We start from the raw sequence: 21,190 nt of genomic DNA, 5'->3' as shown, positions 1-21,190 counted from the left end.
AAGCGATTTCACTCCCGTAAACCAACCAACGGGAGTGATCGCATGTTGCGCACGACTTTTCTCGCCGCTCTGGCACTGACCCCACTGGCTGCCACCGCCGCCGAGGTCGAACTGGGCCCCCGCCCCTTTTATTTGATTGATCAGATGGCCGATGGGCCTCTGAAAACCAAACTGCAATCCTGCCAAGACATGACGATGCAGCCGCACCCCTTTTCGATCGGGCATCGCGGCGCGCCGATGATGTTCCCTGAACACACCGTTCAATCCAACCGCGCCGCCGCGCGCATGGGGGCCGCGATCCTTGAATGTGACGTGACCTTTACCAAAGACAAAGAACTCGTCTGCCGCCACGCGCAAAACGACCTGCACACCACAACCAATATTCTCGCCACCGATCTCGCCAAAAAATGCACCGCAGGCTTTTCGCCTGCGTCCGGCGATACCAAAGCCTCAGCCGAATGCCGAACCTCCGACATTACGCTGGCGGACTATCGCAGCCTCAACGGCAAAATGGATGCCGCCAACAGCGCCGCGACCACTGTCGCCGAGTATCTGGACGGCACCACAGGCTGGCGCACCGACCTCTACGCAACCCACGGCACTCTCATGACCCACGCGGAGTCGATTGCGCTCTTCAAAGAGCTTGGTGCCAAGTTCACGCCTGAGCTGAAATCGCCGTCGGTCGAAATGCCGTTTGAAGGCTTCACCCAAGCCGATTATGCCCAGAAAATGATCGACGAATACAAGGCCGCCGGCATTCCGGCTTCTGATGTCTGGGCCCAGTCCTTCAACCTTGACGACGTTCTTTACTGGATTGAAAATGAACCGGAATTCGGCAAACAAGCCGTCTTTCTCGACGCGTCCTACAACATCGAAGGCTTCAACCCTGACGACGCCACCACCTTCCCTCATGATTTTGCCGAGTTGAAAGCAAAAGGCGTGAACTACATCGCCCCGCCGATGTGGATGCTGGTCGCCGCAAAAGACGGTGAAATCGTGCCATCCGCCTACACCATCAAGGCCAAAGAAGCTGGCCTGAAGCTGATCACCTGGACGCTGGAGCGCTCCGGACCGCTTGAGAACGGCGGCGGCTGGTACTTCCAGACAATCAAAGACGTGACCAACAGCGATGCAATGTACTTTGAACTGCTGCATGTCCTGGCACAGGACGTGGGCATCGAAGGTATCTTTTCCGACTGGCCGGCAACCGTCACCTACTATGCAAACTGCATGATGGCTGACGCGTCCTGACCCCCAATCGGCATCACAATCCTGATGGTCCGGCGGAAAACCCGTCGGGCCATCTTGTTTCCCCCGCCTCAGCGGCCTATTTTGAGATCCAAGCGAAGAGGAAACACCATGTTCGGCATCCCCGGCAAACAAGCGGTCACAATGACCCCCAAAGCGGCAGCGCAAATCGCCAAACTGATGGCGAGCAAAGGCCATACCGGCTTGCGTATCGGCGTGAAAAAAGGCGGGTGTGCGGGCATGGAATACACCATGGACTACGTCGACGAGACCAATGAACACGACGAAGTCGTGGAACAGGACGGCGCTATCATCATGATTGCCCCAATGGCGCAGATGTTCCTTTTTGGCACGGAAATCGACTATGAAACCTCGCTTCTGGAAAGCGGGTTCAAATTCAACAACCCGAACGTGGCCGACGCCTGCGGCTGTGGCGAGTCGATCAAGTTCAAAGACGTCGAAGAGCTGTCAGCCGAGCACCCCAATGGGGCGCCCAAACTGGTTTAAGCGGGCTCCGCTTGCTGCAAATGCAGATAGGTTTCGTCAAACCGTTTCTTCAGATGATCCCCCGCCAAAATCACCCGCTCTGACCCGATCGGAGCGACATTGGTGTTGTGGTTTGGATTGAAAAACATAGGAACGGAAATCCGTTCCTTGTTGGTACCAATCACCCGATGCGGCGTCGCGCGCACCGCGCTCTCGGTCCACATCTCAAGCATTTCGCCAAAGTTGATGATGAACGATCCCGGCGCGGCCTCCACCGGCACCCACGCACCGGCCCGCGTCTGCGCCTCAAGCCCAGGCACCCCATCCGTCGCCAAAAGCGTCAAACAGCCATAATCCGTGTGCGCCGCGATTCCGAAATCCTTGTCCGTCGCCCACTCGAGACGCTGCGGATAAAAGTTACCGCGCAACAACGCCATGGGTTTTGAAAAAGCCGCATCAAAATAGCTTTCCGGCTGGCCAATCGCCGCGGCAATCCCTTGCAAAAGCGACAAGCTCACACCAAGTGCATCTGTATAGTAGGCCTGAACCGTTTCCCGAAAATCAGGCACCTGCGGCCAAAGGTTGTCGGCATAAACCGAAAGCCCTTCGGCCCGCAGCGGATCTCCGGCCGGCAATTCAAATCCGCAATCAAACACTTGTTTGTAATCCGGATTTGCTTCGGGATCGACCTGTTCCGACCCGCTCGCTCCCCAGCCACGATTGCTTCCGGTTTTGGCCATATCCACGGCCGCCTTTGCCGCTTCCGGCAGGTGAAAGAATGCACGATAAGCCGCGATCACCTCCAGCACGCGCGCCTTTGAAATAGCCGTGTTTTCAACCACCAGAAACCCGTCCTCAGCCACCGCCCGTCGCAGTGCTGCCAGAGCTTTACCGTCGCGCTGCGCAATTGCCGCTGCATCCAAAATTGGCACCATATTCCAATCTCCCAGATTTGCGCCCTATGTCGCGCACCAAGCCCCCTAAACGCAAGCAAGACTTGACGTTATCGGCACGACCTCCGACAACAGGCGCATCAAGCAACACGAGGGTATGAGATGCGTCGCAAATTGGCCGCCGGAAACTGGAAAATGAACGGAACTTCGGCTGCGCTGGCCGAACTCGAGGCGCTAACCCAGGTTGCTGTCGCCGACGGCACCGACGTTCTCATCTGCCCGCCCGCCACGCTGATCTCGCGCGCGGCCGACACAGCCAAAGACAGCCATGTCTCCATCGGCGGTCAGGACTGTCACACCGCCGCCTCCGGTGCCCACACCGGCGACATTGGCGCAGAGATGCTCAAAGACGCAGGCGCCAGCCATGTGATCCTCGGCCATTCCGAGCGGCGCGAAGACCATGGCGAAAGCAATGAACAGGTACGCACCAAAGCCGAAGCGGCGTGGAACGCTGGCCTCGTGACAGTGGTCTGTGTTGGTGAAACCCTGTCAGAGCGCGAGGCAGACAACACCTTGGACATCATCGGCGGCCAACTCGCCGGCTCCATTCCCGATGCCGCCACCGGTGAAAACCTTGTGGTCGCCTATGAACCCGTCTGGGCCATTGGGACGGGCAAAGTGCCGACATTGTCCCAAATCGGCGAAGTGCATGATTTCATCCGCATGCGCCTTGAGCGTCGTTTCGGCGAAGGTATTGGGCGCACGGTTCCTGTGCTTTACGGCGGCTCCGTCAAACCGTCCAACGCCTCCGAAATCTTCTCGGTCTCCAATGTTGACGGCGCGCTTGTCGGCGGCGCAAGCCTCAAGGCGGCGGACTTCCAAGACATCATCGACGCGCTGGCCGCGTCCTAAAGCTGTCTGTCGAGCGCGGTTCAGAAACTACCGCCACCCCAACAAAACAAAGCGACGCCCCAAATGGAGCGTCGCCTTTTTAGTTTTTAAGAAGTAAGCACGCGGGAGCGCGCCGCCTCCCTCCGCGTCTATTTCGTTATGATCTCAGGCCCCATCACCGCATTGGGCAAGAAGGTCGAAATCCACGGAATATACGTCACCATAATCAGGAAAACGAAGAGCACAGCGAGGAACGGCAGCGCCGCCTTCACAACACCCATCATCGGCATGCCAGCCACGCCCGAGGTCACAAAGAGGTTAAGCCCCACAGGCGGCGTGATCATCCCGATTTCCATATTCACCACCATGATGATGCCCAGATGGATCGGATCAATACCCAGCTCAATCGCAATCGGGAACACCAGCGGCGCAACGATCACAAGCAATCCCGAGGGCTCCATGAACTGACCACCGATCAGCAGGATCACGTTCACCACAATCAGGAACATCACCGGACCAAAGCCCGCATCCAGCATCGCACCCGCGATATGCTGCGGTACTTGCTGCTCGGTCAGAACGTGCTTCAGGATCAGGGCGTTGGCGATGACAAACAACAGCGTCACCGTCAGCTTACCGCCCTCAAACAGCGTGTGTTTGGTGTCTGCGTGGAAGAACGAAGTGATCAACGCATGCGGCTTCTTCAGCAAAGACACCTTCTCACCATCGTTATTCTCCGCCGACAACGGCCCCATGTCCTTGTAGACAAAGCAGGCGATCAGGAAGGCATAAACCGCCGCCACAGCCGCCGCTTCGGTCGGTGTAAACACACCGCCATAGATGCCACCCAGAATGATCACGATCAGGAACAGACCCCAGCCCGCTTCCATGCCGCTTTCCACGATCTCGCCAAAGCCTTTCCACTCGCCTTTCGGCAAGTTCTTGACCTTTGCCATCACGTAAATGGTGATCATCAGCATCAGACCGGCCATCAGGCCCGGAATAACACCGGCCAGGAACATCCGGCCCACAGAAACCTCAACAGCCGCCGCATAAACCACCATCACGATGGACGGCGGGATCAGGATGCCGAGCGTACCCGCGTTACAGATCACGCCAGCGGCAAATTCCTTGGAATAGCCCACCTGACGCATGCCTGCGATCACGATGGACCCAATCGCCACAACGGTCGCCGGCGAAGAGCCCGACAGAGCGGCAAACATCATACAGGCAAAGACACCCGCAATCGCCAGACCGCCGGGCAAATGCCCCACACAGGCAATCGAGAACCGGATGATCCGCCGCGCCACACCGCCGGTCGTCATGAAAGACGACGCGAGAATGAAGAACGGGATCGCCAGCAGGGTAAAGTGCCCCTCAAAGGCTTCAAACAGAGTGCCTGCAACGGATGCCAGCGTGGCGTCCGAGAAGAACAACAGGAATAGGATCGAGCTGAGACCAAGGCTGACCGCAATCGGCACCCCGATCAGCAACAGGCCGATCACCATAGAAAAGAGTAGGACCACTTCCATCAGTCATGCTCCCCCTGCAATGCCCGAACTTCTTCAATTTCATCTTCAACTTCATGGCTCGCCACCAAGCGGTCGGTCTCGCCTTTCCAGATCGCGACAGAGGCCTGCGCAAAACGGAACAACAGCAGGAACATCGACACCGGCAGAACGATATAGGGCACCACCTTCGGCAGCTTTTCGTATTCGTCGCCGTAGTTGATCAGCCCCTCAAGGAAGTTGAATATCCCGATCATCGGAATGTCCTGCACCTCATAGAACGACTGGCTGCGGAACTTATCGGCAAAGCCGGTCGGGAACCAGCGGCCCGAGGTCGGCGGCAGGTCGGCAAACACCGCCCAGTAATCATAGGCTCCCTTCAGCATGAAAAAGCTGAACAGCAGGCAGCAGGCTGCCGCGAACAGCCCAACCATGCGCGCCACCGGAGCCGGCAAAATGTTGATGATTGCATCCACGCCCAAATGGCTATGTTTCTTCACCGCATAAGAGGCGCCCAGAAGCACCAGCCAGGCAAAAAGGAACACGGTCAGTTCCAGCGCCCAGAGAATGTTGGAGTTGAAGCCGAACCGGGCCACCACATTGGCAAACGTCACCAATGTCATGAGCCCCAGAAGAGCCGCAATCAGCGTCTCTTCGATCCGGTCCACAAAACTATGCTTGGTCTGCATGTCCCGTATCCCGTTTTTGTGAGTTTTCTTGCAAAACGGGCGCGCCATTTGTCGACGCGCCCGTCCTGAATTGTCATTTCAGATCAGGCGTTTCGCCTTACATCTTCGCGTTGATCGCTTGCGCTGCGTCGATGTTTTCCTGACCCACGTCTTTGGAGAACTTGTCCCAGACAGGCATCATTGTTTCGACCCAGTCCTGACGCTGCTCTGCGGTCAGGGTGCGGATGGTGCCGCCAGCTTCGACGATGGAGGCTTTGGCAGCTTCGTTCACAGCGGTCGACTCTTTGTTCCGTACGTCAGTGACTTCACCAAGGATGGTCAGGAACTGGTCGCGCACGGCCGGGTCAAGGCTGTCGAGCCAGTCAACCGAAGTCACAACAAGATAGTCGATGATGCCGTGGTTGGTTTCGGTCACACCGTCCTGAACTTCGAAGAACTTCTTGCCATAGATGTTGGACCAGGTGTTCTCCTGACCGTCCACAACGCCCTGCTGCAGCGCGCCGTAAACTTCGGAGAAGGCCATTTTCTGGGGCGAACCACCGATGGCTTCCATCTGTGCAACCAGAACGTCAGAGGACTGTACACGGAACTTCAGGCCGTTTGCGTCTGTTGGCGCAACCAGCGGCACATTCGCCGACATCTGCTTCATGCCATTATGCCAATATCCCAGACCCTGCAGACCACGACGCTGCATGCTATCCAGAAGATCCTGACCGGCGTCAGAGGCCTGGAACGCATCAACCGCATTCACGTCTTTGAACATGAACGGCAGGTCAAAGATGCGGAACTGTTTGGTGAATTTTTCGAATTTCGAAAGCGACGGCGCGGCCAGTTGCACGTCGCCCTGCAACATCGCTTCCAGAACTTTGTTGTCGTTATAAAGCGTGGAGTTCGGGAAGACCTCCATGCACATGGTGCCGTTCATCTCATCGTTGATACGCTGCTCAAGCAGCGAGGCCGCGATGCCTTTGGGGTGCTTGTCGGTGTTGGTCACGTGGCTGAACTTGACGACGATCTCGCCATCATCACAGCCCGCTGCGGCAAAAGTTGCGCCGGTGACAGTCAGCGCCAGCGCGGTGGCGGCAGTGGTCAGGAATTTCATGGATGTCTCCTCCCAGAGTTAGGTAGTCATAATTAGTCGGACGCCTCCCAGCGCCGTATGTCGGCAAGAGTGACCGCAGCGCCGAGCGCGCTCAACGTTTTGTTGATTGATCGTGAATTTTCCGGAATTTACTTTCATTTTCAAATATCTACGTCGCATTCCTACAGCACACCTACCGCTAAAAAATTGGCATCGTGCGATTTTCCGCACGCCCTGCCACGGGATTTGTGCGAAATTTCGCACATCACTTTCAGCCAGAAACGCGACGGCGCTATGCTCAGCACGATTCGCCAGATTGACCCGACGCAGGACAGCGCTACTGTTAGCTCATTGCAAAAACGAAGCGTTTTCAGATGACAATGTCCGCCGCGCCACAACGCCCCAAAGGTATTTCCCCGCAATCTCGCCGCCACAACGAGATGCGCAAAGAAGCCCTTGCAGCGCATCCCGAACTCGCCGATCTCGCCAAACCCCAGCCGCTCACCGTGCTGGCGTTGCCGGTGTTGCTCGTGATCCATTGGGGCATTGCTTGGCTGGTCTCAGATCAACCCATTTGGGTCATCGGCCTCACAGCTTTCCTGATCGGCCAACTGGTCTATCACTCGGCCAGTTCCCTGATCCATGAAACCTGCCACAAGCTGATCTTCCGCGACGCCGGTCCCAAGCTCGCATTCGACCTTGGCCTCGAATTCATCCTTACCAGCTACGGCAAACAGCTGACATACCAACATCAGCATGTCACCAGCCACCACCCCTTTGTGGGCGACTATGACAACGACTACGAACATGAAGACATCTGCGCCCTTCAGGCCCGCCAATCCGTGTTCCGCGCTCACCCAACGTGGCAGCCGTTCCTGACCGCACTCACGCTGTTCATTCACGCTTTACCACTCGGCTCGGTGTTCCTCGCAGGTCAGATCATGCCGCGCGTCTACCGCCACCTTTCCGGTCGTCCTAACCGCGACCCCGTCGCGCGTTTCACAGGCACCAGCCCCACAGCAACCGAGGCCCGCCCCTATATCTTGGTGAGCCTGATCTCAAACCTTCTGATGCTTGCCCTGCTTGGTCCTTGGGCGCTGCTCTATCACATCTGGTCGCTGTCGCTGTTTCTGGGAAAGCTCGGAATCACCAACCTTGGCCAATCCCTGACCGAACATCCCGGCACCGACTTGGAAAACCCCACCCGCAGCCACTACGGACCGATCAACTGGCTGCTGTTCAATACCGGCTATCACAACGAGCATCACAGCTTCCCCAACGTGCCATGGACCCGCCTGCCCACCCTGCACCGTGTTGCGCCCGAGGTGTTTCATGCTGAGGCAGAACAGAGCTACGTCGGCGCATGGTGGGACCACGTGCGGGGCGGATTTACACCCAGCCGTGACTTGGAGATGCACAAAGTGGATCAGTTGGCGCGCTGTGAGGGCAAGACCCAATAGCCCGACCGCTTCGCGACTCGGGCAAGAGAACTATTCGGGTACTTTCAAAGCGCCAGACAGCACCGTGATCATCAAGGCCATCGCCGCCAGAACCGCAAAACTCACCGTCAATGACGTGGCCGAGGCGATGAACCCCATCACCGGCGGCCCCAACAAAATCCCGCCATAGCCCAACGTTGCGACGCCGGCCAAGGCTTGCCCCTGCGGAACATCGGGATCGTTCGCCGCGCGGCTAAAGGCCAGCGGGAACATCAACGCCAATCCCATTCCAAACAGGACAAACCCCGCCAAAGTCCCCGGCACGGCGGGGCTGAGGATCGCCAATACCATGCCACCACAAGCCACGAGTCCAGCCACCCGCGCCACTTTCTGTGGTGGCGCCAATCGGTTGACCCATCCGCCAGACAGACGCGTGACCACCATGGCGATCGAGAATATTGCATAGCCGATCGGCGCCCACTCCGGCCGCACGCCAACTTCGTCACGCAAATAAATCGCGCTCCAGTCCGCCATGGCCCCTTCGCCCATCGAGGCGCACATCGCCAGCAAGCCGACCAATATCAATGCACCCTTGGGAAAGGAAAACACCGCCCCGCGGGACTCTGTGTTGGGCTTGGACACCCATCCGTCCTGCGAAAACAAAAGCGCCGCAAACAACAATCCGCCGCCCGCCATAAGAAAATGCCAAAACAGGCCAAACCCGAACGTGATTGCCAGATACCCCGTGCCCGCGCCAATGCCCGCCCCCAAGGACCACATCGCGTGATAGGTCGACATCTGCGAGCGCTTCGCCCAGCGTTCAACCTCGGCGCCCCAGCCGTTCATGGTCACATCCATGCCGCCGTGAAACGCCCCGAACGCCAGCAAAACAAGCCCCAAAACCAACGGCCCCGGAGCCACCGAAAGTCCGAACAGCGCCAGAGCATTCAGAACGCCCAAAATCCGCGTGACCTGCGCTGCTCCGCGCTTATCACTCAGCCATCCCGCAATCGGAAAAGCGACAATCGCACCCGCAGCCATCAGCAAAAGCAACCCGCCAAGCGCCGAATGGCTTAGTCCGTGCAAGTCCTTAACCGCAGGAATGCGCGAAGCCCAGACACCGAACAAGGCGCCATTGAGCGCAAACATCGAGGCCACGGCACGCCAATGCGTGGAACGCGCCTTTGCGGTCACTTCTTCGTTGTGATGGCTCACGTTCCGCCTGCCCTAATGCACTCTGTTTGCCGGTGTTTCTCTCTGCAAATTCCCACAGAGTCCAGCCCGCGCCACTTCACCGCCGTGCCGCCTTAGTCAGATTTGGCCTGATCCTGAAGCGCCTTTAGAATACCCATAGCCTCTTCGGCACGGCTTTCAGGCACAAAAGGGTGGTCGTGGTGGAACGCTGCCACAACGTTGCAGGCGATCCCCGCCGACGCAAGCGCCCCCGACACCGCCGCCGTCAGCCCCACGCCGTCCAGCGCGGAAAACACCTTAAGCGTGATACACCTCATGGGCTGCTCAATGGGAAAACCTCGGCTCTGCGCGGCAGAAACCGACATGATCATCGACACGCCCTCATCTTCTTCAAAAATGCTCAGCGCCTGTTCAATGTATCGCGACACATCACAGGGATATTGCTTGGTCACGAAGACATAGACCTCACTTTGAAGGTGCGGCGTCATGCCTGAAATCATGTCCTGTGCGCTTTTTGCCAGTTGTCCCATGCTGTTCCTATCGGAAATCTTCCGGCCGCAGCCCGTATTTCTCAAGTTTGTCATAAAGCGTGCGCCGCGACAGTTTGAGCGCCGCCGCCACCGCCGCCGCCTTGCCCTCGTGTTTGCGCAACGCCTCGCTCAACAGGGTGCGTTCGACCTGTGCCATCTGCTCGGCCAGGCCAAGCCCCTCGTCGCGTGCTTCCTCTCCTGGCAGGCCGAGCGCAAACCGCATCGCCACGCTCATCAAAGCACGCGCATTTCCGGGCCAGTCACGCGCCATCAACCCCGACACCACGTCCTGCGTGACGTCCGGCGCCACAACGCCCGCCTGTTCCGCCGCCTGCGACACGTAGTGCCGAAACAAAACCGGAATATCCTCGGGCCGCTCCGACAATGACGGAATCCGCACCTGCAACGCATCAAGCCTATAAAACAGGTCCGCATGCAGTTGCCCCGCTTCAACCGCATGCTCCAGATTGGCGGCGCTGCCAAAAATAAGCCGCGGATGCCCACCGCGCTCCATTGCGCCGATCAGGGCAAACTGGGTTTCCATCGGCATCGCCTGAATTTCGTCGAGAAACAGGCTGCCGCCGCTGGCATCGGCCAACGCCTGGTCAAACCGCGCCACATCCATGCCCGCAGCGGTGTGTTTTCCAAACGCCGCCTCGCTTTGCGCTGAACACAGATGGATGACCTCGGCCACTTTGGAAATCCCCGTCCCCGGAGCGCCCGTGACCAAAACATCCGCCCCGATCCGCGCTACATGCCGCACCTGTTTGCGCAATGCTTCCGCCCGTGCGGATGTCCCAAACAACCAGCGAGCCGCCGCATCTCCGGTCTCAAGCTGCGTCTTCAGCCGGCGGTTCTCAAGCGCCATCCCCCGCGCCTTCTGCGCGCGCTCAATGACCGCAACCAATTGCGCCGGTGCGCAGGGTTTTTCCAAAAACCCAAAGGCGCCCTGCGCCATGGCCTTCACCGCCATAGGAATGTCGCCCTCACCCGTAAGCAGGATCACCGGCAGCTCTGCATCGACGCCGCGCGCAAACTCAAGCAAATGGAACCCGTCCCGCCCCGGCATGCGCATATCCGACAGGATCACTCCTCCAAATGCCGGCACGATGTGGTCTTTGGCCTCGACAAATGAGCCTGCCGAAATCACCGGAATATCCTCCAGCTCCAGCGTCTGCCCAAGCGCCTCGCGCACCACGGGATCATCATCCACCACCAACACCGGCGCCGTCATGCCGCGCTCTCCCTGTTTTCGTCCCAGCGATCCAACTCCACAGTGAACACCGCGCCGCCTTCAGGCCGGTTTGCACCGCGAATATTGCCGCCAAAGCTCTGCACAAGGCCATAGCTGATCGACAATCCCAAGCCCATGCCTTCTGAGGAGCCGACCTCCTTGGTGGTATAGAAGGGATCAAAAATCCGGTCCGGCTCATCGATACCCGGCCCGCTGTCCATCACATGCACCGCAAGGCGCGGTTCGGCCTCAAGCACAATTTCAATATGACGCGCGTCGCGTCCCACCATGGCATCCGCAGCATTGTTGATCAGGTTCACAAACACCTGCCCCAACCGCACCTCGCCGCCCAAAGCATAGACAGGCGCGCCTCCATGCCAACTGATCGTCACCCCGTCCTGACGCAGCCGCGATCCCGTCAACTCGACCGCCTGATCAATCACACTGACAAGGTCCACCTTGCCCATTGGCTCGCTCTCGTTGCGCGCAAAAGCCCGCAGGTTTTTGATGATCCGTGCCATCCGCGTCGCCATCTGGCCGATCCGCCCGAGGTTTTCGCCCGCCTTGGCTTCGTTTCCCCGCTCCAGAAACCGCTCCCCGTTTTCCGCAAACGTCTGAATGGCCATCAGTGGCTGGTTCAACTCGTGACTGATCCCCGCGCTCATCTGCCCCAGAGCACTCAGCTTGCCGGCTTGCACCAGATCCGCTTGCGCCTTTTTCAACGCAGCCTCTGCCTCTTCGCGCTCCGTGACTTCGCGGCGCAGGGCCGCGTTGGTTTGGCTCAAGGCTTTGGTGCGCGCATCCACCCGCGCCTCCAACTCCGCGTTTGCCTCCGCCAACACACGCCGCCGCTCCATCGCCAGCCAAAGCATCAAGCCAAAAGCCAAAGCCACAGCCGCCACAAAACCGGCCTGCAACCCCGCCAGCCTTCGCGCCGGCGCCACATCGACGATCGCTTCGCCCATCATGTCGATCACCGGCAAATCCCGCACAATGTGCAATCCGTGCTCCGGCAGATACGGCCCCCACTTAAGCCGCCAAATTTCATAACCGCTTTGCCAAGTGGCGGAGAAACTGGGCGCCTCTCCCTCCGGCGGGCGCAACCCGACTTGGCCTGGATCGCGCGACCAAAGCAACAACTCGGACCGGTTGGAAATAAAGACCAGCCCCTCCTCATCGGTGAAAACCACCGCCGGACCGTCCCCGCGCCAATTTTCCTCCACTACGATCACATCGACAACAACAACCAACGCGCCGCGCACTTTCCGGTCCGACCCAAACGTTGGCGCGGCAAAATAAAATGCGCGGGTGCCATAGGTCTCATCCACGCCATGATGCGCGCCCAAGGCGCCATGCAAAGCCCGCTCAAAATAGAGGGTGCCGGAAACCGGCGGCGCCGCGACATCCACCGACCTCGCCGACGCCAAAACCTGCCCGCGAGTGTCCGCATAAATCAAATCCAATGCCGATGTTTTATCAGCCGCCTCCAGAAGCAACGCCGTGGCCTCTGCCGCATCCCCGCGCCCTTCCGCCAGATCAAGCAACGCCGGATGCTCGGCCAAAAACACCGCAAGCTCCTGATATCGCTGCAATTGCGCGGTGAGGTTATCAGCCGCCAACGCCAGATCGGCCTCGCCACGGCGGTGCAACTGATCAAGCGCCTGCCCAATTCCGTACCGCCAAACGCCTCCGGCCACAGCGGCAATTGCCAGCAGGGAAAACAGCAGAATCGCCGCGCGGTGCCTGATCCAAGTCGTCATGTCGGCAACCTAGCGGAGTTTCTTTTTCCTCGCGAGTCACCAGCCGATTTGCGGCGAATGTTGCCCAACACGCCCTTGCCATCTCTGTCCATTTGGTCAAAAGCTTGCGCCATGAAGACTATGACACAATCCGCGACCGCGCCCGACTTCGTGCAAAACCCCTACACCTTTTATGACAGCGCCCGCGCCGCCGGCCCGCTTGTTATGTGGGACGACTATGCCATGCCTGCGGCCATGTCCCACGATCTGGTCAGCACGCTCTTCAAGAACCGCAAATTCGGCCGCGAAGTGCCTCCGGAAATGGCGCCTGCGATCCCCGAACACGTCAAAGATTTCTACGCGGTCGAAGCCCACTCGATGCTGGAGCTGGAACCGCCTCGCCACACCCGCCTGCGTAGCCTCGTGTTGCGTGCCTTCACCAGCCGCTCCATCGCCGCGCTTGAGGAAGGCATCGCCGCGCTTTGCCATCAATTGATCGACCGCTTCCCAACCGGTGAATTTGACCTCCTGCCCGCCTACTGCACCGAAGTTCCCGTCATCACCATCGCTCGCCTGCTTGGCGTGCCTGACGACATGGCACCCCAGTTCCTGAACTGGTCCAACGACATGGTGAAAATGTACACCGCCGGCCGCACCCACGCGGATGAGGTCGCCGCCAACACCGCCGCCCGTGATTTTACGGCCTACCTGACGGACTACATCAACGAACGCCGCAAAACGCCGTCTGACGACCTGATCTCGCGCCTGATTGCAGCCGAGGAAGAAGGCGAAAAACTTTCGACTGAGGAACTCATCACAACATGCGTTCTGCTGCTGAACGCGGGGCATGAGGCCACCGTGCACACCATGGGCAATGGCATCAAAGCCCTGCTGGAAACGGGTCTGCGTCCCGAATGGATGACACAGGAGGGCATTGACCAAACCGTCGAGGAAATCCTGCGCTTTGATCCGCCGCTGCACATGTTCACCCGCTACGCCTATGAAGACATCGAGGTCGCGGGCCACACATTCAAACGCGGCGACCAGATAGCCCTGATGCTCGGCGCCGCCAACCGCGATCCTGCCGGATGGGACAATCCGAACACCTTTGATCCCACGCGTCCGATCAAGACCAACACAGCCTTTGGTGGCGGTTTGCATTTCTGCGTGGGCGCACCGCTGGCGCGACTGGAACTCAAAATCGCCCTGCCCATCCTGTTTGAGCGCTGCCCCGATCTGGCATTGGCCGACAAACCGCAATACGCCAACGCCTATCACTTCCACGGGCTAGAACAACTGATGGTCACCACCTGAGGTCAGACATCTGCCCCTTTCAGAGGGGTAACATTGCCGTTGATTTGATCTCTTCCATCGACAAAAGCGCGGTCACGTTGTGCACTTTCACCTCTGAAATCAGCGCCTGATAGAATTGGTCATAGGCCCGCGCGTTCTGGACCTGCACCTTCAGGATATAGTCGATATCGCCTGCCAAACGGTGCGCTTCTTGCACCTCCGGCCGCTCGCGCAGCGCGGTCAGGAACTTCTGCTGCCAATCAGCCTCATGTTCACTGGTACGGATTAGCACAAAGAAACAGGCCTCAAACCCGAGCGCCTCAGCATCCAGCAACACTGTCTGCTGCTTGATCACCCCCGCTTCGCGCAATTTGCGAATCCGGTTCCACACCGGAGTCTTGCTTGACCCCACGCGTTTGGCGATTTCATCCAGCGACTGCGCTGCATCGCGCTGCAATTCGCCGAGAATTTTCCGATCCATGTCGTCGATGCGCAATGCCATCCCAATTCCCTCGTCTTTTTGGAATTCCGGCCTAACACGGCGAAACCAGAAGAACAACCGTTTCTATTTCTCCACATATCTAGCGCTCATACGGGAATATTTCCTATATGTCACTCAAGTTCAAATTCGGAGAAAGCCAATGCCCCGCGCATTCACACCCAAAGTTGTCACCGCAAACGCCTTGATTGAGGGCGACGTCATCTATTTGACCGCAGACAACTGTTGGACCCGTGAATTGGCGCAGGCCGAGCTTCTGACCGATGAGGCCCACGCCCAGTTGCGTCTGCTCGAGGCGGAACAGCAACCTGACGTGATCGTCGGCGCCTATCTCGCCGACGCCAAAGCCAGCGATCAGGGCCCCGCGCCCACCCATTTCCGCGAGGACTTCCGCCGCACCGGCCCCTCCAACTATTTCCACGGCAAACAGGCCGTCGGCCAGTAACAGGCACGCAGGAGCGCACCCATGTATCATTACAACGACTTCGACAAAGCCTTCCTTGCAGAGCGCAACCGCCAGTTCCGCGCCCAAGTAGAACGCCGCGTGGCCGGCAACCTGACCGAGGATGAATTCAAGCCCCTGCGCCTGATGAACGGCCTCTATCTGCAACTGCACGCCTATATGCTGCGCGTGGCGATCCCCTATGGCACGCTATCCAGCGCCCAAATGGACACGCTCGCCCTGCTGGCTGACAAATGGGACAAGGGCTACGGCCACTTCACCACCCGTCAGAACATTCAATACAACTGGCCCAAGCTGACCGACGTGCCGGATATGCTCGACGCGCTGGCCGAGGTTGGCATGCACGCCATCCAGACATCCGGCAACACCATCCGCAACGTGACCGCCGACCACTTCGCCGGTGCCGCCGCGGATGAAGTCGAAGACCCTCGCCCTGTTGCCGAATTGATCCGCCAGTGGTCCACCGACCATCCGGAATTTCAGTTCATGGGCCGCAAGTTCAAAATCGCCGTCTCCGCAGGCGCACAGGACCGCGCCGTTCTGAAAGCCCACGACCTCGCCGTGCGCATCGTGAAAAACGATGCAGGTGAAACGGGCTACCAGATCCTCGTAGGTGGCGGCCTTGGCCGCACCCCGATGATCGGGAAAATCCTGCACGACTTCCTGCCACGCGAAGACCTGCTGCCCTTCATCGAAGCCACCGTGTCGGTCTGGAACCAGATCGGCCGCCGCGACAACAAGTATAAGGCGCGCATCAAGATCACCGTGCACGAGCATGGCCTTGACGACATCCGCGCCCGCGTCGACGAGCGCTTCGCACAAATCCGCCCGACGTTCTCCGGCGTGGATCAGGCGCTGTTTGAAGACATCAAAGCCCACTTCGCCGCGCCTGCCTTCCGCAACGCGCCCACCGTGGAATTTGACAGCGCCTATGACACCAACCCGATGTTCCGCAGCTGGGCCGACACAAACCTCGCCGCGCACCGCGTCGATGGTTACGCCATCGTCACCGTCAGCCTGAAAAAGCACGGCGAGACCCCGGGGGACGCCACCTCCGCACAAATGCGCACCCTTGCAGAGATCGCCCGCACCTACGGCCATGACGAGCTGCGCATCAGCCACGAGCAAAACGTGATCCTGCCGCATGTCCACAAATCGGACCTGCCCGCGATCTATGCCGCCCTGCGCGAGGCCGATCTGCACACTGCCAACATCGGCCTGATCAGCGACATCATCGCCTGCCCCGGCATGGATTATTGCGCACTGGCCACGGCGCGCTCCATTCCGGTTGCCCAGAAGATTGCCGAGCGCTTCGAAGAGCTTAAGCTTGAGCACGACATCGGACATCTGCAAGTCAAGATCTCGGGTTGCATCAACGCCTGCGGGCACCACCACGTCGGTCACATCGGCATCTTGGGTCTGGACCGCGCAGGCGTGGAAAACTACCAGATCACCCTTGGCGGCGACGCCACTTGGGATGCAGCCATTGGCGAGCGTGCCGGTCCCGGCTTTGCCTATGACGAGATCGTTCCGGCCATCGAACGTCTGGTCAACGGCTATCTGGAACTGCGCGACGGGCCCGAGGAAACCTTCCTCGCTGCCTACAAACGTTTGGGTCTGGCTGCTTTCAAACCCTTCCTCTACCCAGAGGCGCAGGCCAATGCAGCATGACGGGCTATCCCCGCTCAAGTCCCCCCTGATCACCGGCCTCGCGCCGGACGGGAAACGCGTGGATCCACTCAAAGCCAAGGTCGACGCGCTCAATGCGCGCTACCGGCACCACTCGGCCACCGATGTTATGGCCGCAGCCCTGCGCGATCCGCAGGCGGGCAAGCTGGCGCTAGTGTCGTCCTTTGGTGCGGAATCTGTGGTGCTTTTGCACATGGCCGCCATTGTCGATCGCAACATCCCGGTGCTTTTTGTTGATACCGAAATGCTTTTTACCGAGACACTGGTTTATCAACAGGAACTGGCCGAACGCCTGCATCTAACAAACGTGCAGGTCATTCGCGCCTCCGACGCCAGCATCGCCGCCGAGGACAACGACGACACGTTGCACCAACGCGACACCGACGCCTGCTGCTCCCTGCGTAAAACCCGCCCGCTGCAAAAGGCGCTCCGCGGCTATGACGGCTGGATCACGGGGCGCAAACGGTTTCAATCCGGCACCCGCGCCGCGCTGGAATTTTTTGAGGTCGAAGACTTCACCGGCCGCATCAAGGTCAACCCGCTGGCCCATTGGGCGCCTGAAGATGTTCAGGCCTATATGATTGAGAACCGCCTGCCCCGTCACCCGCTGGTGGCTCAGGGCTACCCGTCCATCGGCTGTGCCCCCTGCACATCCAAGGTGGCGGACGGAGAAGACCCCCGCTCGGGCCGGTGGCGCGGACAGAACAAAGAAGAATGTGGCATTCATTTTGAAAACGGCAAAATGGTGCGTTCAGGAGAAAAAGCATGAGTGTGATTGTAACCGATACCGGCTTTGGCGCAGATGATTTCGCAGGGGTCTTTGTGCCGCTTAACGAAGTCGCAAACGACGTGAACGCGCTGGATGTGCCATCTGACACCGACCCCGCCAGCTTGGCCGACAAACTGTCCGGAGTGGAAATGATCCGCATCGACTTTCCGTCTTTTGCGGACGGCCGTGGCTTCACCATCGCCCGCCACCTGCGCCTCAATGGCTACACCGGCCGCCTGCGCGCACGTGGCCACGTGATTTCCGATCAATACGCCATGGCGCGCCGCGTTGGTTTTGACGAGGTGGAAATCTCTGAAGATCTGGCAAAACGCCAGCCCGAAAGCGAATGGACTTTCCGCGCCGACTGGCAAGCGCATGACTATCAGTCGCGGATGCGCGGCTGACACATCGCAAAAACCTTATGCGACCTTGCGTTATGTCAATGTCGCATTGCCGATATTCCTTTAAATGCGACCCGAACCTGCTAGATGAGTGGCAAGGGTTACTCCTGCCCGAGATGTGACATGAACGAGCAAACTCCCGTGACAACAGCGCCCGCCGCCAAGGCCCCGAAACTGCCCAACACCGAGACCGTAACCGAGGTGAAGCACTACACCGACCGTCTGTTCTCGTTCAAATGCACGCGCCCTGCGTCGCTGCGTTTCCGCTCGGGTGAATTTGTGATGATTGGCCTGATGGGCGACGTGAACCCCAAAACCGGCAAACAGGTTCCCTTGCTGCGCGCCTACTCCATCGCCTCGCCCAGCTGGGACGAAGAGCTGGAGTTCTACTCGATCAAAGTGCAGGACGGTCCTCTGACCTCCAAGCTGCAGCACATCAAGGTGGGCGACGAGATCTTCCTCAAGCCCAAACCCGTCGGCACGCTAGTGCATGACGCCCTGATCCCCGGCAAACGCATGTGGTTCTTTGCCACCGGCACCGGCTTTGCCCCTTTTGCCTCGCTGCTGCGCGAACCGCAAACCTATGAAGATTACGACGAGATCATCATCACCCACACCTGCCGTCAGGCGGACGAGTTGATCTACGGCCGCAACATCATTGAGTCCCTCAAGGAAGACGAGCTTCTGAACGAGGTGATCGGCGAAGGCTTCTGGAAGAAGATCAAATACTACCCGACCACCACCCGCGAAGAGAGCGCCAAGATGGGCCGGATCACCGACCTGATCAACTCCGGCGAAGCCTACAAAGACCTCGGCGTGGAGCCGCTCTGCCCGCAAAACGACCGCGCGATGATCTGCGGCAACCTGGCGTTCAACTTAGAGCTCAAGGACATGCTGGAAGCGGCTGGCCTGGAAGAAGGCGCTAACTCCAAACCCGCGCAGTACGTGGTGGAAAAAGCGTTCCTCGACTGAGACTTACGAAAAACTGTTCAAGTGCTCTCGATCCATGATCGGGGGCACTTTTGTTTGCGGCGCGCGATTGGACGAGCGGGACCAAATCAGGGCCACGATGCAAACCAAAGTCAATTTTACGGACAAAGCCGTCTTTTATGAAGTGGTGGCTTTGGGCCGTTTGGCTGGATACAATCAGGTTTTTAGACCAGTTTTGAAACACGAGGAATTTCCAATATGCGGATTTCGTTTCTAACACTGTGCACGGCGTTGATCATGGGGACGGCACCCGTTGCGCAAGTCACACCACCTGACGCCAGCAATACGGTTCTAAAAGGGCGAGCTTATTCGCCCTACGCAGATCGCGCCTATCCAGAGCATGTGTTTTTTGGGGACACCCACGTACATACTGGACTATCAGCAGATGCGGGCGGCGGTGGAACACGCTTGATGCCGCGCGACGCGTATCGGTTTGCGCGCGGTGAACAGGTAACATCAAACACTGGACAACCCGTAAAACTGTTTCGTCCTTTTGATTTTTACATGGTTACTGATCATTCCGACGCGATGGGAGCAATCACAGACATTATTTCGGGCGCCCCCAACATTCTGGCCGATGAGCAAGGCCTCGCGATGCACAATGCCTTCAATGCCGGCGGCGAAGAAGCCCTGCGAGCCATGCAACAACTGATTGCAAGTTTTGCTCAAGGTACGGTCTCCCCCGCGCTCAATTATCAACCCGGAAATCCGGCATTTGCGACAGTCTGGGGCGAGATTATTGATGCCGCGGAAGAGTTTAACAATCCCGGTGTTTTTACGACTTTCATCGCTTTCGAATGGACTTCACTTGTCCAAGGCAACAACCTTCATCGCAATGTGATCCTGCGCGATGGGCCTGACGTCGCGCGCAAGATACTGCCCTATACAACCACGCCGCCGATAGGCTCATCCAATCCGCGTGACCTCTATGCCTGGCTTCAGAATTTTGAGGACACTACGGGCGGTGACGCCCTCGCGATTGCGCACAATGGCAACCTGTCCAATGGTTGGGTGTTTTCATTGGTTGATGACTTTGTAGACGGCAAGCCGCCGCTGGACCGCGCCTATGCTGAAGCCCGCGCGAAGTGGGAACCGCTCTATGAATGGTCACAAATTAAAGGCGATGGGGAGGCGCACCCATTCTTGTCGACAGAAGATGAGTTTGCCGATTTCGAGACATGGGATTTTGGCAATCTTGATGCCACTGTTCCTAAAACACCGGAGATGTTGCCGGGAGAGTATGCACGGTCTGGACTGTTGCGCGGCCTCGCTCTTCAAGCGGAGCTTGGGGTAAATCCCTATAAATTCGGGGCAAGCGCGGCCACAGACACCCACACTGCCTTGTCAGCCGTCGCGGAAGACAACTTTTTTGGCAAACACACAGCCTACGAGCCGAGCGCAAAACGCGCTAGCCACGTCGGAAAATCCTTTTCCAATGGCGACGTCGCCTACTACGGTTGGGGCTACAATGCCGCAGGCCTAACCGCGGTGTGGGCACAGGAAAACACACGCACATCCATTTTCGACGCGATGGAACGTCGGGAGGCATACGGCACCACAGGTCCGCGCATGACCGTCCGTTTCTTCGGTGGGGACTATTCCAAAGACGCTATGACACGGCGCGATCTCGCACGGATCGGCTACAGTGGAGGCGTGCCGATGGGCGGTGACCTTACCGTCGCAGCAGGCGAGGCACCGGACTTTTTGGTCTATTCTTTACGCGACCCCGTTGGCGCAAACCTTGACCGTATCCAGATTGTCAAAGGTTGGATCGATGCAGACACCGGTGAAACCAAAGAAAAAGTCTATGACGTGGCATGGGGGGGAGATAGAAGCGCTGGCAAGGATGGTAAGCTGCCACCTGTTGGAAGCACGGTCGATTTGTCCATTCCATCCTGGACAAACACGATAGGCGCGTCAGAGCTGGGAACTGTTTGGACCGACCCGGACTTCGACCCCACAGAACTCGCTTTCTACTATGCCCGCGTGATAGAAATCCCAACTCCAAGATGGACTGCGTACGATGCGGTTAAATACGGGGTCGAAATGGCGTCAGATGTCACAATGACAACGCAAGAACGCGCATACACCTCTCCTATTTGGTACACACCGAACAACTGAACGTTCGTCGCGTGCGCTTGCTGGCCAAAAATCGCC

20 protein-coding genes are annotated in these 21,190 nt (G+C 58.5%); 11 read left to right on the top strand and 9 right to left on the bottom strand.

Features of this window, described 5'->3' with window-relative positions; genetic code table 11:
- Window positions 1-42: 42 nt before the first annotated feature.
- Entirely contained in the window at window positions 43-1,251 is a 1,209-nt protein-coding gene (locus BM069_RS01950) for a glycerophosphodiester phosphodiesterase family protein (protein WP_093319584.1), read from the top strand.
- Between the two features lie 108 nt (window positions 1,252-1,359).
- Window positions 1,360-1,755 carry a HesB/IscA family protein gene (locus BM069_RS01945; RefSeq protein WP_093319581.1) on the top strand — a complete coding sequence of 132 codons (396 nt, stop codon included), beginning with the start codon at window positions 1,360-1,362 and terminating at the stop codon, window positions 1,753-1,755.
- On the opposite strand, the gene BM069_RS01940 is transcribed toward BM069_RS01945, so the two are convergent.
- A complete protein-coding gene (locus tag BM069_RS01940; protein WP_093319579.1) occupies window positions 1,752-2,669 on the bottom strand; it encodes an isopenicillin N synthase family dioxygenase in 918 nt (305 codons plus the stop codon). The genes BM069_RS01945 and BM069_RS01940 overlap by 4 nt on opposite strands.
- A 120-nt stretch (window positions 2,670-2,789) precedes the next feature.
- Here BM069_RS01940 and tpiA point away from each other — a divergent pair, with 120 nt between their 5' ends.
- Window positions 2,790-3,539, top strand: a complete 750-nt coding sequence (gene tpiA, locus BM069_RS01935) for a triose-phosphate isomerase (RefSeq protein WP_093319576.1) — start codon at window positions 2,790-2,792, stop codon at window positions 3,537-3,539.
- Window positions 3,540-3,667: 128 nt separating this feature from the next.
- Here tpiA and BM069_RS01930 read toward each other — a convergent pair whose 3' ends face one another.
- The 3 genes from BM069_RS01930 to BM069_RS01920 form a co-directional block, all read right to left on the bottom strand.
- Window positions 3,668-5,047, bottom strand: coding sequence for a TRAP transporter large permease (locus BM069_RS01930; RefSeq protein WP_093319574.1), 1,380 nt, complete (start codon window positions 5,045-5,047; stop codon window positions 3,668-3,670).
- Window positions 5,047-5,712 (bottom strand): TRAP transporter small permease, encoded by a 666-nt coding sequence (locus BM069_RS01925; protein ID WP_093321221.1) that lies wholly within the window; start codon window positions 5,710-5,712, stop codon window positions 5,047-5,049. Before BM069_RS01925 ends, BM069_RS01930 begins: the two co-directional genes overlap by 1 nt.
- Before the next feature lie 97 nt (window positions 5,713-5,809).
- On the bottom strand, window positions 5,810-6,814 hold the full coding sequence (locus BM069_RS01920; RefSeq protein WP_093319570.1) for a DctP family TRAP transporter solute-binding subunit: 1,005 nt from the start codon (window positions 6,812-6,814) through the stop codon (window positions 5,810-5,812).
- Window positions 6,815-7,167: 353 nt separating this feature from the next.
- On the opposite strand from BM069_RS01920, the gene BM069_RS01915 reads away from it, so the two are divergent.
- Window positions 7,168-8,253: a fatty acid desaturase gene (locus tag BM069_RS01915; protein WP_093319568.1), complete on the top strand. Its 1,086-nt coding sequence runs from the start codon at window positions 7,168-7,170 to the stop codon at window positions 8,251-8,253.
- 30 nt (window positions 8,254-8,283) lie between these two features.
- On the opposite strand, the gene BM069_RS01910 is transcribed toward BM069_RS01915, so the two are convergent.
- From BM069_RS01910 to BM069_RS01895, 4 genes are all read right to left on the bottom strand, one after another.
- A complete protein-coding gene (locus tag BM069_RS01910; RefSeq protein WP_244503499.1) occupies window positions 8,284-9,447 on the bottom strand; it encodes an MFS transporter in 1,164 nt (387 codons plus the stop codon).
- Between the two features lie 92 nt (window positions 9,448-9,539).
- A complete protein-coding gene (locus BM069_RS01905) occupies window positions 9,540-9,956 on the bottom strand; it encodes an ACT domain-containing protein (protein WP_093319565.1) in 417 nt (138 codons plus the stop codon).
- 7 nt (window positions 9,957-9,963) lie between these two features.
- Complete coding sequence (locus BM069_RS01900) at window positions 9,964-11,190, bottom strand: sigma-54-dependent transcriptional regulator (RefSeq protein WP_093319563.1); 1,227 nt, start codon at window positions 11,188-11,190, stop codon at window positions 9,964-9,966.
- The gene (locus BM069_RS01895) at window positions 11,187-12,950 is read right to left on the bottom strand and encodes a sensor histidine kinase (RefSeq protein ID WP_093319560.1); all 1,764 of its coding nucleotides are present in this window, start codon (window positions 12,948-12,950) and stop codon (window positions 11,187-11,189) included. Before BM069_RS01895 ends, BM069_RS01900 begins: the two co-directional genes overlap by 4 nt.
- A 111-nt stretch (window positions 12,951-13,061) precedes the next feature.
- Here BM069_RS01895 and BM069_RS01890 point away from each other — a divergent pair, with 111 nt between their 5' ends.
- Window positions 13,062-14,243, top strand: coding sequence for a cytochrome P450 (locus BM069_RS01890; RefSeq protein WP_093319557.1), 1,182 nt, complete (start codon window positions 13,062-13,064; stop codon window positions 14,241-14,243).
- 19 nt (window positions 14,244-14,262) lie between these two features.
- Here the strand turns inward: BM069_RS01890 and BM069_RS01885 are convergent, their stop codons facing one another.
- On the bottom strand, window positions 14,263-14,724 hold the full coding sequence (locus tag BM069_RS01885) for an Lrp/AsnC family transcriptional regulator (protein ID WP_093321216.1): 462 nt from the start codon (window positions 14,722-14,724) through the stop codon (window positions 14,263-14,265).
- Window positions 14,725-14,863: 139 nt separating this feature from the next.
- Between BM069_RS01885 and BM069_RS01880 the strand changes: the two genes are divergently transcribed.
- From BM069_RS01880 to BM069_RS01850, 6 genes are all read left to right on the top strand, one after another.
- Window positions 14,864-15,166 carry a DUF2849 domain-containing protein gene (locus tag BM069_RS01880; RefSeq protein WP_093319555.1) on the top strand — a complete coding sequence of 101 codons (303 nt, stop codon included), beginning with the start codon at window positions 14,864-14,866 and terminating at the stop codon, window positions 15,164-15,166.
- 21 nt (window positions 15,167-15,187) lie between these two features.
- Window positions 15,188-16,855, top strand: coding sequence for a nitrite/sulfite reductase (locus BM069_RS01875; RefSeq protein WP_093319552.1), 1,668 nt, complete (start codon window positions 15,188-15,190; stop codon window positions 16,853-16,855).
- Window positions 16,845-17,642, top strand: a complete 798-nt coding sequence (locus BM069_RS01870; RefSeq protein WP_093319549.1) for a phosphoadenylyl-sulfate reductase — start codon at window positions 16,845-16,847, stop codon at window positions 17,640-17,642. The genes BM069_RS01875 and BM069_RS01870 overlap by 11 nt, the downstream gene beginning before the upstream one ends.
- Complete coding sequence (locus BM069_RS01865) at window positions 17,639-18,046, top strand: DUF934 domain-containing protein (protein ID WP_093319547.1); 408 nt, start codon at window positions 17,639-17,641, stop codon at window positions 18,044-18,046. Before BM069_RS01870 ends, BM069_RS01865 begins: the two co-directional genes overlap by 4 nt.
- Window positions 18,047-18,166: 120 nt before the next feature.
- Window positions 18,167-19,015 (top strand): ferredoxin--NADP reductase, encoded by an 849-nt coding sequence (locus BM069_RS01860; protein ID WP_093319544.1) that lies wholly within the window; start codon window positions 18,167-18,169, stop codon window positions 19,013-19,015.
- 255 nt (window positions 19,016-19,270) lie between these two features.
- Entirely contained in the window at window positions 19,271-21,154 is a 1,884-nt protein-coding gene (locus BM069_RS01850) for a DUF3604 domain-containing protein (protein WP_244503498.1), read from the top strand.
- Window positions 21,155-21,190: the final 36 nt, after the last annotated feature.

This window comes from Shimia haliotis (assembly GCF_900114415.1).
Taxonomy (GTDB): domain Bacteria; phylum Pseudomonadota; class Alphaproteobacteria; order Rhodobacterales; family Rhodobacteraceae; genus Shimia; species Shimia haliotis.
The sequence above is the reverse complement of the archived record's forward strand: the minus strand, read 5'-3'. Positions and strand labels throughout refer to the sequence as shown.